The 13,541-nt window shown below is 45.9% G+C and carries 12 protein-coding genes; 8 read left to right on the top strand and 4 right to left on the bottom strand.

Annotated features, from left to right (window positions below; translation table 11 throughout):
- Window position 1: 1 nt before the first annotated feature.
- On the bottom strand, window positions 2–1,093 hold the full coding sequence (gene mutY / locus OX890_RS16510) for an A/G-specific adenine glycosylase (protein WP_006085713.1): 1,092 nt from the start codon (window positions 1,091–1,093) through the stop codon (window positions 2–4).
- Window positions 1,094–1,292: 199 nt separating this feature from the next.
- Here mutY and trmB point away from each other — a divergent pair, with 199 nt between their 5' ends.
- The 5 genes from trmB to OX890_RS16485 all read left to right on the top strand — a co-directional run bounded on the left by trmB (window position 1,293) and on the right by OX890_RS16485 (window position 5,700).
- Entirely contained in the window at window positions 1,293–2,009 is a 717-nt protein-coding gene (gene trmB, locus OX890_RS16505; protein WP_011847376.1) for a tRNA (guanosine(46)-N7)-methyltransferase TrmB, read from the top strand.
- Between the two features lie 53 nt (window positions 2,010–2,062).
- The gene (locus tag OX890_RS16500; protein WP_006082529.1) at window positions 2,063–2,389 is read left to right on the top strand and encodes a YggL family protein; all 327 of its coding nucleotides are present in this window, start codon (window positions 2,063–2,065) and stop codon (window positions 2,387–2,389) included.
- Window positions 2,389–3,303 (top strand): glutaminase B, encoded by a 915-nt coding sequence (gene glsB / locus OX890_RS16495; RefSeq protein ID WP_268649596.1) that lies wholly within the window; start codon window positions 2,389–2,391, stop codon window positions 3,301–3,303. The genes OX890_RS16500 and glsB overlap by 1 nt, the downstream gene beginning before the upstream one ends.
- 182 nt (window positions 3,304–3,485) lie before the next feature.
- Complete coding sequence (locus tag OX890_RS16490; RefSeq protein WP_006085710.1) at window positions 3,486–4,307, top strand: YggN family protein; 822 nt, start codon at window positions 3,486–3,488, stop codon at window positions 4,305–4,307.
- 451 nt (window positions 4,308–4,758) lie between these two features.
- Window positions 4,759–5,700, top strand: coding sequence for a LysR family transcriptional regulator (locus OX890_RS16485; RefSeq protein ID WP_006082526.1), 942 nt, complete (start codon window positions 4,759–4,761; stop codon window positions 5,698–5,700).
- 774 nt (window positions 5,701–6,474) lie between these two features.
- Here OX890_RS16485 and dxs read toward each other — a convergent pair.
- The 3 genes from dxs to xseB are packed head-to-tail and all read right to left on the bottom strand — an operon-like array spanning window position 6,475 to window position 9,488.
- Window positions 6,475–8,343 carry a 1-deoxy-D-xylulose-5-phosphate synthase gene (dxs, locus tag OX890_RS16480; RefSeq protein WP_126492454.1) on the bottom strand — a complete coding sequence of 623 codons (1,869 nt, stop codon included), beginning with the start codon at window positions 8,341–8,343 and terminating at the stop codon, window positions 6,475–6,477.
- A gap of 21 nt (window positions 8,344–8,364) precedes the next feature.
- The gene (gene ispA, locus OX890_RS16475; protein ID WP_006080883.1) at window positions 8,365–9,246 is read right to left on the bottom strand and encodes a (2E,6E)-farnesyl diphosphate synthase; all 882 of its coding nucleotides are present in this window, start codon (window positions 9,244–9,246) and stop codon (window positions 8,365–8,367) included.
- Window positions 9,247–9,248: 2 nt separating this feature from the next.
- Window positions 9,249–9,488: an exodeoxyribonuclease VII small subunit gene (xseB, locus tag OX890_RS16470; protein WP_006080884.1), complete on the bottom strand. Its 240-nt coding sequence runs from the start codon at window positions 9,486–9,488 to the stop codon at window positions 9,249–9,251.
- Between the two features lie 315 nt (window positions 9,489–9,803).
- Here xseB and pomA point away from each other — a divergent pair, with 315 nt between their 5' ends.
- The 3 genes from pomA to thiI all read left to right on the top strand — a co-directional run bounded on the left by pomA (window position 9,804) and on the right by thiI (window position 13,446).
- Entirely contained in the window at window positions 9,804–10,571 is a 768-nt protein-coding gene (gene pomA / locus OX890_RS16465) for a flagellar motor protein PomA (protein ID WP_006080885.1), read from the top strand.
- Window positions 10,572–10,574: 3 nt separating this feature from the next.
- The gene (locus OX890_RS16460; protein WP_006080886.1) at window positions 10,575–11,507 is read left to right on the top strand and encodes a flagellar motor protein MotB; all 933 of its coding nucleotides are present in this window, start codon (window positions 10,575–10,577) and stop codon (window positions 11,505–11,507) included.
- A 484-nt stretch (window positions 11,508–11,991) separates the two neighbouring features.
- Complete coding sequence (gene thiI / locus OX890_RS16455; RefSeq protein ID WP_126492453.1) at window positions 11,992–13,446, top strand: tRNA uracil 4-sulfurtransferase ThiI; 1,455 nt, start codon at window positions 11,992–11,994, stop codon at window positions 13,444–13,446.
- Window positions 13,447–13,541: the final 95 nt, after the last annotated feature.

Raw genomic sequence — 13,541 nt, 5'->3', positions numbered from 1 at the left:
ATTATTCCTTACTGACTGCGGATTGAACGAGTGATCCCAAATTGGCTAGCACGCGCTCGGTGGCGGCGGCGAGTCCCACTTTGGAAGGATGACTTATGTTATACCAGAGAGACTGGTTTTGTTCCATGACAGCGCCCACGCTCTCTTTATTGCCGTGGGTGTTATCTAAATTAAGCATCATGGGCTGAATATCTAAATGGAAGTGGCTAAACGTGTGCCTAAAGCCAGTTAGCCATTCGAGTGGCTGCGCAGCAAACCCTTGCTCTTCGAGGTGGGTTTCAAGTGCGGCTTGGGTGGCAAACTCAGGGAAACACCAAAGTCCGCCCCAAATTCCCGCTGGCGGACGTTTAGCTAAAAACACTTGGTTGTCTTGCATTAGCACTAACATCCACGCCGCTTTGGTCGGTATGGTTTTTTTAGGCTTCTTGCCGGGGAAATCGGTTTGTCTGCCAATCAGCTGAGCTTTGCAATCAATCGCCACAGGGCAAGCGGCGCAGTTAGGTTTACTACGAGTGCAAATACTGGCGCCGATATCCATCATGGCTTGATTATATTTCTGAATATCTTGCTGCGGCGTATACGTATCAGTTAGCTGCCAAAGTTGCGCTTCGACCGTTTTTTGCCCTGGCCAACCTGCTATAGCGCCGTGTCTTGCTAACACCCGTTTTACGTTACCGTCGAGGATCGGGTGATGCTGGCCAAGAGACAGTGACAATACCGCGCCTGCTGTCGAGCGACCAATGCCAGGCAGAGCAAGAACTTGCTCAAAATCCGTTGGAAATAATCCCTGATAATCGTCGCGGATCATCTTGGCTGCTTTATGCAGATTACGCGCCCTAGCGTAATACCCAAGGCCAGTCCAATGATGCAACACCTCATCATCTGGCGCGTTAGCAAGTGCTAACACATCGGGAAAGCGCGCCATAAATTTAAGGTAATAGGGAATAACAGTCGCAACCTGAGTTTGTTGCAGCATGATTTCAGAAACCCATACGCTATATGGGGTTTTATCTTGCTGCCAAGGGAGGGTTTTACGACCGTGATTGTCGTACCAAGAGACGATACGTGTAGCGAAGGAGGCTGTAGATTTCATCGGCGCAGTGTAGCGGCAGTTATCTTCTTAGACAAGCTCAAAGACAAGTGGATAAGGGCTAAAAAGCCGAAAATCACTGCTAAATTCGCACTCTCAAATAATCTTGGTATACTTTCGCCCCATTAGTGCTTGCACTGTATGTTGAACTTTGGATAATGCCCTTCTTTTATGATGGTGCTGTCCACTAGACGAGGCAAAAATGAGCGAAGTCACTACCGCTGAATTTAATGAAGAAGGCAAGTATCTGCGTAAGATCAGAAGCTTTGTCCTAAGAGAAGGTCGCTTAACTAAAGGCCAAGCCCAAGCTATTGAAAGCCAGTGGCCAACAATGGGCTTAGATTACAGCCCAACGCCATTGGTACTGAGCGACGTTTTTGGCCGTGAAGCCGATACTGTGCTGGAAATTGGCTTTGGCATGGGCGCCTCTTTAGTGCAAATGGCTAAAGACGCACCAGAGCAAAATTTTATTGGTATTGAAGTGCATAAACCGGGTGTCGGTTCTTGCTTAAGCGATGCCGCCATCGCGGGTGTGACTAATTTACGTGTGTATCATCATGATGCCATGGAAGTATTAGAACATGCGATTGCCGACGGTTCATTGGCCCGAGTGCAATTGTTTTTCCCCGATCCTTGGCATAAGAAACGTCATCATAAGCGTCGTATCGTACAAGCTGAATTTGCTGAACTGATCCGCCGCAAGCTAAAAATTGGCGGCGTGTTCCATATGGCAACCGATTGGGAAGAATACAGCGAGCACATGTTGGAAGTGATGCAAGCGGCTCCTGGTTATCAAAACCAGTCGAGTGATGGCACTGTGGTACCACGTCCTGATCATCGCCCACTGACAAAGTTTGAAGCCCGCGGCCATAGATTGGGTCACGGTGTATGGGATCTGATGTTTGAGCGTATCGCTTAATCTAGATATTTCAATTGATTAATTAGTTTTTTAACACAACGGGGAAAGTCACTATGGCAACTAATCGTAGCCGTCGTTTACGTAAGAAAATGCGCGTTGATGAATTCCAAGAGTTAGGTTTTGATATGGCTTGGACTTTTGATGCATCTGTATCAGAAGCCGATATCGATGCAACAGTGGATAAATTCATCGATGAAGTGATCGAAACCCGTAAGTTAGGTTTCCATGGCGGCGGTCACATCGAATGGGAAGGCATTATCGCAACCCAAACGATCGGCAAATGTACCGAAGAAGATATTGCTGCCGTTAAGGCATTCTGGGCGAACCAAAAAGTTTCTCAGGTTGAAGTTAGCGAACTGTACGACATTTGGTGGGGTTAATGCCCGAGTTGGCATTACTTGAGAAAGTGGTCGAGAAAGTTCGACCCTTGCTCGGCCAAGGAAAGGTTGCAGATTACATCCCCGCACTGGCCAGCGTTGATGCTGGCAAATTAGGCATTGCCGTCACAACCGTTGATGGTGAAACCTTAGGTGCGGGCGATTACCTTGAGCCGTTTTCGATTCAAAGTATCTCCAAAGTTTTCAGCTTAACCTTAGCGTTAACTTTATATGAAGAAGCCGAAATTTGGAGCCGAGTTGGCAAAGAACCTTCGGGCCATTCATTCAACTCTTTAGTACAAGTCGAGTTAGAACGTGGCAAGCCGCGCAACCCATTTATCAATGCTGGTGCGTTAGTGATTGCTGACTTATTGCAGAGTCGCTTAGGTGCACCTAAACACAGAATGCTCGAGTTAGTCAGGCAACTAAGCCAAAACGATAAAGTCAGTTTCGACAAACAAGTGGCCGACTCAGAATATCAGCATAGTGCGCGCAATGCGGCGATTGCTTATTTGATGAAGTCGTTTGGTAATTTTCAAGGCGATGTCGATACTGTGCTGCGCACGTATTTTCATTATTGCGCCTTGAAGATGAATTGTGCTGACTTGTCGAAAGCCATGTTGTACTTGGCTAATCGCGGCAAAAGTATCACGGGGACTGAGCTTATCTCTCAGGTGCAAACTCGGCAGCTTAATGCCCTGTTGGCGACCTCGGGCCTATACGATGGTGCAGGTGAGTTTGCCTATCGTGTTGGTATGCCAGGTAAAAGTGGCGTCGGTGGTGGCATCATTGCCGTTATTCCTGGGGAACTGTCGATTTGTGTTTGGTCGCCAGAACTCGATGGCAATGGCAATTCGCTTGCTGGCACTGCCATGCTTGAGCATTTAAGCCAACGCCTTGGTCGTTCCATTTTCTAGCTTTACCTCTCGTTTTTATTAGCACTATCAGACTAAAAGTTAGCGAATTTCGCTAATGACCTTTTAGTGCTAACTTTCCTAAATTCAACATAATCATATTGTTATAAAGTTGGCACGTCTCCTGCTAAAAGCTATTCAGTAGTTTAGGTTTATCGAATTATTCAGATTAAAGGACGAACAACATGAAATTAAATAAGCTATTAACTGGATTTGCCTTATCCGGCGTGATTTTAGGGACATCTGGCCTACAGTTGGTGCAAGCGCAAACAGAGCCTAAAGTCGATGAACGTTGTGAAGTCTCTTTAAATTATGACGTTATGGTTGAGCCTAAAAAATTAGTCATGAGTGAGAAGGGCACCGAAAAGTATCGCATCGAAGTCGATAAGTTATTTGTTGAAGGCAAACAAGTAAACTTAACCGATAAGCAAAGAAAGTTAGTAACTCAATACGCCGATGAAGTGTCGACGCAAGTGCCTGAAGTGATTGAAGTCGTGAACGAGGCCGTCGCATTAGCGTCCCAAGCAGTGAGCATGGCGTTAACCCCTTTAATGGGCGATGCGGCCGGTGCTAAATTCGATGAAATGATGGCAGGTGTCCAAAAGCGCGTTGATTCAGTGGCCTACCGTCATGGCGATAGCTTCTATCTCGGTGCGACGGAAGACTCAATACAGAACACCTTTAACGACGAATTCGAGCAGGAAATGGAGCAAATTGTTCAGAACTCAGTGGGCACCATTATGATGACCATAGGTGGCCAAATCATGTCGGGTGACGGTGATAGTTTTGAAGCCAAGATGGATGCCTTCTCCAAAAAAATGGACAACTTAGGCCAAGATATTGAGCAACAAATTGAGAGTCAATCTAAGGGACTGGAAGCTAAAGCTGACCGTTTGTGCGACCGATTTGAAAATCTGTTAGTGCTTGAAAATCAATTACGCCAAGAGGTACCAGAACTCGCGCCTTATGCGTTGACACAAAACTCAACCAAGGAACTGCGTGAATAGTTCTTATTAATCGTCCTTGTTAATAGTTTTTGTGAATAGCCCTGAGTTTTAACTGCAATAACTTCTATCTCCTTGTGCATGAGTCAAATTTGAATGCTACGCCCCTAGTCAATTTATTGCCTAGGGGCTTTTTTATTGGCTAATGTTTAGTCGTGGCAAAACCCTTATGGCCAAGTCGATGTGGCTTGTAGGCTAGGCTTGCAGCGATTTAGTTCGGAATGTTACAGTCTAGAGACGAATATTTGGTATACTCTTAAAATATAATTAAAAGCTGGCATATCAGTCAGATATAACACCCTACTTTAGTGGACTTTTTCGGTCTAAATCTCTGCGTTATATCACTTTAATGCGAGATATCAATGCTATGGTTATTTTTAAGCGATGATTACGCTAACCACTGCTACTCACCGAAAGTTAATATCATTGTCGTAAACAGCTTAAGGCGACTTCCATGTTAGAACTGTTAGAACCTATTGCGATTTTTACTCATGTGGCCAGAGCAGGTAGTTTTAGTGCCGCCGCAAGAAGGCTTGGGATCTCTAAGTCTAAGGTCAGTACACAAGTCGCCGATCTTGAACATAGACTTGGTGTTCAATTAATCCAACGTACCACCCGCAGCTTAAGCCTGACTGAAGCTGGGCATTTGCTGTATCTGCAAGGTGAAGAATTGCTGCGTGACGCTGAACAAGCGATAGCCAGCGTGCATAACTTAAATGATGCAACTCGCGGCGTGCTCAAGGTGGGGATTTCCCAATCCTTTGGGGTGATGCATATCATTCCTGCACTGCCATCCTTTATGGCAAAACATCCTGAGCTTGAGCTACAAGTGAGCTTACTGGACCATAAAGTAGATGTAGTGAGTGAAGGCTTAGATTTACTGTTAACTATGTCGGAGCAATTACCGCTTGGGATGGTTGCTAGACCTTTGATGAAGTGCCAATTCCTGTTAGTTGCTTCTCCTGGCTACATTGCTCAACATGGCGAGCCAACTCGACCTGAGCAGTTAGTTGACCACAATTGTTTGGTCTATCAAGGCGAGTGGCACGAGCACAGCATGTGGCAATTTAAGAAGGGTGATGATTACTGTGAAATTGGCGTATCGGGCAATTTCAGGGTAGATAACGCGCCAGCATTAAAATCTGCTGCAATCAGTGGTCTTGGGGTTGTGTATCTTGCAAGTTATCTGATGGAAGATGAAATTGCCAAGGGAACATTAGTGCCTTTACTGAAGGATTGGCAATTGACCCACCATCTGCCATTGCAGGCGGTTTATCCCCGTCGTAAGCACTTAGCACCTAAGGTCAGTTCTTTTATCGAGTTCATCAAAGATCACATAGGAACGCCGCCGTATTGGGATGCGCCCTATGTCGAATTATTCAGTAAACGTCAGTAAAATAGGAAACATTGTTCTCAAAACCAGTTCTATGTGATTTCAAATTAACCAAGTACTTTTATGGCTATTTAAAATCAATACTTTAGATTGAGTTGATGAGTACATTTGCTGATGATTTTTTAGGGTGTTCTAAAGCACTTTTTTATAACATCCTTGAACTCTGTTCTTAATTGAATACAATGGTAACAGTTGATTCGGAATGACCTGAGTCCTATACTTTTATTGGAAATGACCCCTTTCAATTTTTGTGTACAGGTCGGCATTAATGCAGTTTTGGATCACAGCCAACAGAAGTTTGAGAACTAAAACAATGTTGGCTCTTTAAACCATCATCCTAGTTTTTGGTTTACCTCAGCCTTATCGCTGAGGTAATTTTTTATTGATGGTTTGTGCAGCCTTGGGCACAAGTTTTGTCTCCCTGTACCCTAAAGTCGCAACTGTGTGTTAAGTGATGTGAAGGCGAGTGCTAAAGCATAAATTAATACAACAAATATAGTGACCCACAGAGAGAAGGGTTCTGTTATCTAACAGGATAATGGTACCAATAAAAAAGCCACTTTCGAGTGGCTTTTTTATTGGGCGTGACCGTGACTATATGCAGAATCTATATTGTTAAGACTGTGCGCTTTTTTACCGAGATAAGCAGTTTTATGCTCAATATGATTGCGGGACTCATTGCGTATCAATAGGAAGACAATAAGCCACAACTGAACCTCACTAACGCGGAGTTTAATGTTATTGCAGTTATGGCTTTTTCTCAGGTTATTGCGCCATTTATTGCGCTAGATAAGCACTGATTTGCGCCAGTATACCTTCGGCATCCAGTTGCAAATCGTGGGTAACTTCCTCTGGCGAGCCATGTTTGATGAATTCATCTGGCAAACCAATTTGAAGCACGGCTTTAGGCATTCGCAGCTTTTGAAGCTGCTCAAGCACGCCAGCACCAGCGCCACCCATAATGGCGTTTTCTTCCACTGTGACGAGCACTTCGTGGGTTTGCGCCATCTCTTTGACCAAATCAACATCAAGTGGTTTCACAAAGCGCATATCAACAACCGTTGCATCTAAGCTTTCGGCTGCGGTTAATGCTGAGGCTAACAAGGTGCCAAAGTTGAGTATGGCAATGCGCTTGCCCACACGTTTGATCACGCCTTTACCAATCGGTAATGCCGTCATCGCTTCGACTTGCGTCGCTCCCGTGGCACAGCCCCTTGGATAACGCACTGCACTTGGGCCTGCATCATAGCAATAGCCAGTGTAGAGCATTTGACGACATTCATTTTCGTCCGACGGCGCCATGATCACCATGTTGGGGATGCAACGCATAAAGCTTAAATCGAATGCACCTTGGTGAGTTGGACCATCGGCACCGACAATACCGCCACGGTCAATAGCAAACAATACCGGTAATTGTTGCAGCGCCACATCATGAATTAGCTGATCGTAGGCGCGTTGCAGGAAGGTCGAGTAAATCGCCACCACAGGCTTAAAGCCTTCACAGGCAAAACCTGCTGATAGGGTGACAGCATGCTGCTCGGCAATCGCCGCATCGAAATATTGTTTCGGGAAACGCTGGGAAAACTCCACCATGCCAGAGCCTTCGCGCATCGCAGGCGTAATCGCTAATACTTTCTCATCTTGCTCGGCGATGTCGCATAGCCATTTACCAAAGACTTGAGAAAAGGTCGGCAAACCGGGTTTGGTGGCCGGCTTTTTAAACAGCGACGGGTCAAACTTAGGCACCGCATGCCAACCGATAGGATCTTTTTCTGCAGGTTCATAACCACGACCTTTCTTCGTCATGATGTGCAGCACCTGTGGACCTTTAAGATTGCGCATATTGCGCATGGTCTCGACCAGAGCATCAACATCGTGGCCGTCGATAGGACCGATATAGTTGAAACCTAACTCTTCAAATAGGGTGCCAGGAACGACCATGCCTTTGAGGTGTTCCTCAGTGCGTTTGGCCATTTCTTTGATGACGGGCATGCCTTTCAACACTTTCTTGCCGCCTTCGCGCAGCGTAGTGTAGAAACGGCCTGACATCAGTTGTGCTAAATGGTTATTGAGGGCGCCGACATTTTCAGAGATCGACATTTCGTTGTCGTTCAACACCACGAGCATGTCATTGTGCAAGTCGCCAGCGTGGTTCATGGCTTCAAACACCATGCCGCCTGTCATAGCGCCATCGCCGATCACGGCAACGACTTTACGACCCGCTTGCTCTTTTTCTGCGGCAATCGCCATCGCCAGTGCGGCGCTGATAGACGTACCTGAATGCCCAACGCTGAAAGTATCGTATTCACTTTCTTCACGCCATGGGAAAGGATGCAAACCATCTTTTTGTCTAATGGTGTGCATCTTGTCACGACGACCCGTAAGAATTTTATGGGGATAAGCCTGATGGCCCACATCCCAAATCAGCCGATCAAAAGGGGTGTTGTAGACATAGTGCAGCGCAACAGTGAGTTCCACTGTGCCGAGCCCAGAGGCAAAATGTCCGCTGGATATGCCAACAGACTTAAGAAGGAACTCGCGCAGTTCATCGGCTACTTGTGGTAAAAGTGCCTGAGGAAGCTGGCGGAGTTCATTGGGGGTGTTGGCCTGTGCCAACACGGGAAACTGAGAAATGTCCAAACTCATAGCGAGATACTTCGACTCTTATTATATTCTTCGCTCAATGATATAGCGGGCGAAGTCTGCAATTAACTGGCTATTGTATGGCAATTTAGCCAGCGCTGATAGTGCCTCTTGGATCAGTTGTTTGGCGGTGTCTTGTGCACCTTGTAGTCCAAGTAGTTGTGGAAACGTACTCTTATTCGATTCAGTATCAGAGCCTTGCGGCTTACCGAGTTCTTCGGTGGTGGCTACGATGTCGAGGATATCGTCTTGTACTTGGAAGGCGAGTCCGACCGCACGGGCAAAATCCATCATAGCAGCATACTGATCTTTTGGCGCGTTCGCGGCGATTAACGCTAACTCAACAGCGCAGCTGATAAGGGCGCCCGTTTTCATATTATGTAACTGAGTTAATGCTTTAAGATCAATATGTTTATCTGTTGAGGCTAAGTCTATCGCTTGGCCGCCACACATGCCACGATAACCTGAGGCTTTTGCCAATACTCTGACCATAGCGATATGTTGCTCGCTGCTGATCCCAGGTACCGCTTCGGTGACAATTTCAAAGGCTAAGGTCTGCAGTGCATCCCCAGCTAAAATGGCGGTCGCTTCATCAAACGCGATATGCACTGTGGGCTGACCACGGCGCAGCTCATCATCATCCATGGCGGGTAAATCGTCGTGGATCAATGAATAAGCATGGATACATTCAATGGCTGCGGCGCAAGCATCTAATTTTTCGAGCTCGACCCCAAACATGCGTCCGACACTGTATACAAGGAAAGGTCGAATGCGTTTGCCACCCAATAAGGCGCCGTAAGTCATGGCAGCTTTTAATTGGGGAGCGGTATCTTCAAGCGTACTAAAACGCTGTTTTAATTGATTATCAACCCGTTGTTGAAATTCTTGAATGGCACTGACTAACACGCTTATTCGCCCTCAACGGCATAGGGGGATAGGGGCGCATTTTCATCTTGTTTCAGTAAAATGGCCACTTTTTGTTGGGCTTGTTCGAGTTTTGCTTGGCTATTTCGAACCAGATTGATGCCACGTTCAAATTGTTTTAACGCGTCATCGAGGGAGATATCGCCTTGTTCTAGATCGGCAACAATGCGCTCGAGTTCGCCAAGGGATTCTTCAAAACTGAGATTTTCGGGTTTCTTCGCCACGTTTATGCTTCCTTTGATTTAGCGGACACAAGGTATATCAGGGCGGCTTTAGGGTCAAATTCAGACTAAAGATATTTGCTCAATAGCACGCTTTGTTACTGAAATTTTTTCAGAAAATATAAATTGTCGCTAAACTTGCTTAGTGTGTGTCCGATAACTGACAATAGTATCATCATTTGTATGGTAATTTTTAACTGGATAGACAAGGCTCGCATGTGTGTCGGTGGGATTATCTTACTCAGTGGAACAACTGAGTGTTATTGCTTACTTAGGGTAAGTATTATGTCGTTTATTACGAATAATTGAGGAGCCGTTGTGGATTTAGCAACAGTAATTGGAATTGTGGGTGCCTTTGGTTTTATCCTCGGGGCAATGGCCACCAGCGGCGGTTTAATGATTTTCGTTGATGTACCCTCGATTCTTATTGTTTTCGGTGGGTCCTTCTTCGTGGTGATGATGAAGTTCACTCTTAAACAGTTTTTTGGCGCGGTAAAAATTGCCGCTAAAGCGTTTATTTTTAAGATTGATAAGCCAGAAGATTTGATTGAACAGTCCGTGACTATGGCTGATGCCGCCCGTAAAGGCGGTTTTTTAGCCTTAGAAGAAGCGCAGATTACTAACAGCTTTATGCAAAAAGCCGTCGACATGCTTGTTGATGGTCACGATGGTGAAGTGGTGCGCGCGGCCTTAGAGAAGGATATTGCGCTGACCGAAGAGCGCCATCGTACAGGGATCGGCATTTTTAGAGCGTTTGGTGACGTAGGTCCGGCAATGGGCATGATTGGTACGCTGGTGGGTCTTGTGGCCATGCTGTCAAACATGTCAGATCCTAAATCCATCGGCCCCTCGATGGCGGTGGCCTTGTTAACAACCTTATATGGCGCTATGGTCGCTAACATGGTTTGTCTTCCTATCGCGGATAAGTTAACGCTTAGGATGGGTGAAGAAATGCTGAACCGTAATTTGATTATGGATGCGGTATTGGCGATTCAAGACGGACAAAACCCACGGGTGATTGAAGGCTTCTTGAAAAATTATCTGGCTGAGAAAAATCGCAAAATAGATACAACGGACGGAGAGTAGCCCATGGCTAAGGCTAAGTGCAACTGTCCACCGGCCGGAGCACCGATGTGGTTGGCGACCTTTGCTGACTTGATGTCGCTGTTGATGTGTTTCTTCGTGTTGTTATTGTCATTTTCCGAAATGGATGTAATGAAGTTTAAGCAGATCGCGGGCTCAATGAAGTATGCCTTTGGTGTGCAAAATAAGGTGGAAGTCAAAGATATCCCGAAGGGGACGTCTGTGATTGCCTTAGAATTTAGACCAGGACGTCCCGATCCCACGCCGATTGAAATCATCAACCAGCAAACCAATGAAATGACGGAACCTGTATTGGATTACCAAGCGGGTGAAGACGACAGTGCTGGCGGCGTTCAGCAGCAAAGTGGTTCTCAGCGTGGTGGTGAAGCCACTGCAACGGCGCAGGAAGTGGCCGATGCGGTTAAAGCCGAAGCGGCAGCGGCGCAGGATAAGATCAATCAAGAAGTGAAGAAGATGGCGCAGGAGCTCAATAAAGAGATCACCGATGGTGCGATTGAAATTGAGTCCTTAGGTCAGCAGATTATTATCCGTATCCGTGAGAAGGGCGCATTTGCCTCTGGTTCGGGCTTCCTTCAACCACGATTTAAGCCTGTGGTGCGCTCTGTTGGCGAACTGCTAAAAGATGTGCCGGGGATTATTACGGTATCGGGTTACACGGATGATATGCAAATCAGCGATGAGCTTTATAGCTCTAACTGGGATTTATCCAGTAAACGCGCTGTGGCTGTGGCCCACGAGTTAGTGCAAGTTAAAGGTTTTGATTCTAAACGGATGAAAGTGGTGGGCATGGCGTCTAATAACCCAATAGTGCCAAACGATTCACCGGAGAATCGTGCCCGTAACCGCAGGGTGGAAATTGCCATTGAGCAAGGTAAAGCGAAGGAATCTGATGAAATTCAGGTTGGTAATTCGCCTTAGGTAGCTTGGTACTCACTGGATCTAAAGCCGCAATCCTGTTGCGGCTTTTTTACTGGGCTAAGGTGGACTTTTCCCTTTTTTACTAACGCTTTATGCATCAAAGCGCTGTGGTTGATTTGAATCCATTTGGGCTTTATACCAATCGCAGAGAGTGTGTTATCCCTAAGCTTCCTTCAAGCTTACCTCCACGACGTATCTCAAATAATTCATCTCAAATAACTCATTTCAAACAGAGCAATTTAAACTGAGCGAATAGGCTTTAGTGACATAATTCCAACCAAATTCGCTTAAAAATCCCGTCGTGACTTAATCACTAATACGCCATTAATACGCCATTAATACGGCATTAATCCGCCATAAATGTGGCTTGTGTGGCTGTTTGCGATGCGCGCTGAAACTCGCATTTTTAGGTCGCTTGGGTATATAATCCCCCGATTATTCTTTTAACCAATTTTGCTGTTTTAAAATTGCCCGCGGAAATCCCATGAAGTTTATTGTAAAGCTGTACCCAGAAATCATGATGAAGAGCAAACCCGTAAGGATGCGCTTCACCAAAATGCTCGAAACCAACATACGTAATGTGCTCAAAAAAGTCGACGAAGACGCTAAAGTTCAACGTCAGTGGGACCGCATTATGGTAATGGTGCCAAAGGATAAGCCTGAATTGGCCCAAGCCTTCGGTGAGCGTCTGGCGTGTATTCCTGGCATTGCCCACGTAGTGCAAGTGGATGAGTACAGCTTTGAATCTGTGGACGATATTTATCAGCAAGTCTTGCCTGTTTACCGTGACCAACTCGCGGGTAAAACCTTCTGCGTGCGAGTGAAGCGCACTGGCGATCACGATTTTAATTCTATCGAAGTGGAGCGTTACGTCGGCGGCGGCTTAAATCAGTTTACCGATGCTTTAGGTGTGCGTTTAAAGAATCCCGATATTACCGTTAACCTTGAAATTGAACGCGATAATCTTTACATGGTCACTAAGCGTATTGAAGGCTTAGGTGGTTTCCCGATGGCGACACAGGAAGATGTGTTGTCTTTGATTTCAGGTGGTTTTGACTCCGGTGTGTCTAGCTATCAATTTATCAAAAAGGGCGCGCGTACCCATTACTGCTTCTTTAATCTGGGCGGTGTGCAGCATGAAATTGGCGTGAAGCAAGTGGCTTATCATTTGTGGAAAACCTACGGCGAATCCCACAAGGTGAAGTTTATCTCTGTGCCTTTTGAGCCTGTTGTTGCTGAGATTTTAGAGCGTATCGATAACGGTCAAATGGGCGTTGTGCTCAAGCGTATGATGATGCGCACTGCGGCGCGTATTGCCGACCGTATGGGCATTCAAGCCTTAGTAACCGGTGAAAGTTTAGGCCAAGTATCGAGCCAAACGCTGACCAACTTAAACGTGATTGACCGCTGTACTGAGCTGCTGATTTTACGTCCGCTGATTGCCATGGATAAACAAGACATTATCAACGAGAGCCGTAAAATCGGCACCGAAGATTTTGCCAAATCTATGCCTGAATATTGCGGCGTGATTTCGCAAAAGCCAACAGTTAAAGCGGTATTAGCGAAAGTTGAAGCGGAAGAGAAGAAGTTCTCTGAAGATTTGATCGATCAAATTATCGCCCAGTCTGTCACTATTGATATCAGGGAGATCGCAGAACAGATGGATACTCGGATTACTGAGACTGAAACGGTCGCCAGTATTGATACCAACCAAGTGGTCATTGATATTCGCGCCCCTGAAGAAGAGGAAAGCAAACCGTTGCAAATTGAAGGTATTGAGATTAAACGTATCCCATTCTTCAAGTTAGCGACTCAATTTGCCGATCTCGATAAGCAAAAAACCTATTTGCTGTATTGTGAGCGTGGGGTGATGAGTAAATTGCAGGCATTGTATTTAATCGAGCAAGGCTACACTAACGTCAAAGTGTATCGCCCATAAATCCATGCAAACTTGCACACTGACATGTCTTGTCAGTGGGATGTGCCCATAGAGATTGCATACAAAAAAGCCGCATATCAATGCGGCTTTTTCTT

The organism is Shewanella sp. DAU305 (genome assembly GCF_026802235.1).
Taxonomy (GTDB): Bacteria; Pseudomonadota; Gammaproteobacteria; order Enterobacterales; family Shewanellaceae; genus Shewanella; species Shewanella baltica.
Note: the sequence above shows the minus strand (reverse complement) of the source record. Positions and strands in the feature narration are given on the sequence as shown.

Bases quoted from the DNA above. Each gene is read 5' to 3' on its own strand.
- mutY (WP_006085713.1), bottom strand. From the start codon at position 1,093: ATGAAATCTACAGCCTCCTTCGCTACACGTATCGTCTCTTGGTACGAC.
- trmB (WP_011847376.1), top strand. From the start codon at position 1,293: ATGAGCGAAGTCACTACCGCTGAATTTAATGAAGAAGGCAAGTATCTG.
- OX890_RS16500 (WP_006082529.1), top strand. From the start codon at position 2,063: ATGGCAACTAATCGTAGCCGTCGTTTACGTAAGAAAATGCGCGTTGAT.
- glsB (WP_268649596.1), top strand. From the start codon at position 2,389: ATGCCCGAGTTGGCATTACTTGAGAAAGTGGTCGAGAAAGTTCGACCC.
- OX890_RS16490 (WP_006085710.1), top strand. From the start codon at position 3,486: ATGAAATTAAATAAGCTATTAACTGGATTTGCCTTATCCGGCGTGATT.
- OX890_RS16485 (WP_006082526.1), top strand. From the start codon at position 4,759: ATGTTAGAACTGTTAGAACCTATTGCGATTTTTACTCATGTGGCCAGA.
- dxs (WP_126492454.1), bottom strand. From the start codon at position 8,343: ATGAGTTTGGACATTTCTCAGTTTCCCGTGTTGGCACAGGCCAACACC.
- OX890_RS16460 (WP_006080886.1), top strand. From the start codon at position 10,575: ATGGCTAAGGCTAAGTGCAACTGTCCACCGGCCGGAGCACCGATGTGG.
- thiI (WP_126492453.1), top strand. From the start codon at position 11,992: ATGAAGTTTATTGTAAAGCTGTACCCAGAAATCATGATGAAGAGCAAA.